Annotated in this window: 2 protein-coding genes; one reads left to right on the forward strand and one right to left on the reverse strand. The window is 76.6% G+C overall.

The genetic code is table 11. The features are described from left to right. A partial coding sequence (locus CCN51_RS52875; RefSeq protein ID WP_143676291.1) for a response regulator transcription factor occupies positions 1-324 on the forward strand: 324 nt, incomplete at its 5' end. On the opposite strand, the gene CCN51_RS55670 is transcribed toward CCN51_RS52875, so the two are convergent. Beyond that, positions 272-623: DUF6545 domain-containing protein (locus CCN51_RS55670; protein ID WP_342749443.1), on the reverse strand; the 352-nt coding region annotated here is incomplete at its 5' end. The genes CCN51_RS52875 and CCN51_RS55670 overlap by 53 nt on opposite strands.

Raw genomic sequence — 623 nt, forward strand, 5'->3', positions numbered from 1 at the left:
GCCCACCCGTACGCGGGGCCGCCCGACGCCGACCGTCCCCCGCCCGCGCTGGGGTGTGGCGGCCCGCTGCCCGGTGACCCGCTCACTCCCCGGCAGTCCCAGGTCTCGGCCCTGATCACCCTCGGGTTGAGCAACAAGCAGATCGCCCGGCGGCTGCAGATCTCGGAGTGGACGGTGGTGAATCACATCAGGGAGACCATGCGGAAGCTGGGCTGTTCCTCGCGGGTCGAGATCGCCAACTGGGTGCACCACACGACCGACGCCTCCGCGCTCAGCCCTTCCGCCCCGGCGCCGACGCCGGTGCCCGCTCCCGCCCCCGGCTGAGCTGGAGCTCGGCGGGCACCCGGGCGCGTACGGGCCGCTCCGCCGTGGACCGGGCGAACGCGTCGGCCACCCGTACCAGCCAGGCCGCCTCGGCCTCGAGCGTGCCCCGGACCGGCCGAACGGCGGGACCGGAGGCGGGGCTGGAAGCCGGACCGGAGGTGTTGCCTGCCGGGTCCGGGTCCGGGCCGCCGGGGCGTACGCCGCTGCTTGCCGCCACGATCGCCGCCGCGACGGCGGCGGCCTCCGTCTCCGCGGCGCGGACCACCTCGGCCTCGACGCCCATCCCCACGTCATCGCCC

Origin of the sequence: Streptomyces milbemycinicus (genome assembly GCF_002154605.1) — a bacterium.
GTDB lineage: Bacteria > Actinomycetota > Actinomycetes > Streptomycetales > Streptomycetaceae > Streptomyces > Streptomyces milbemycinicus.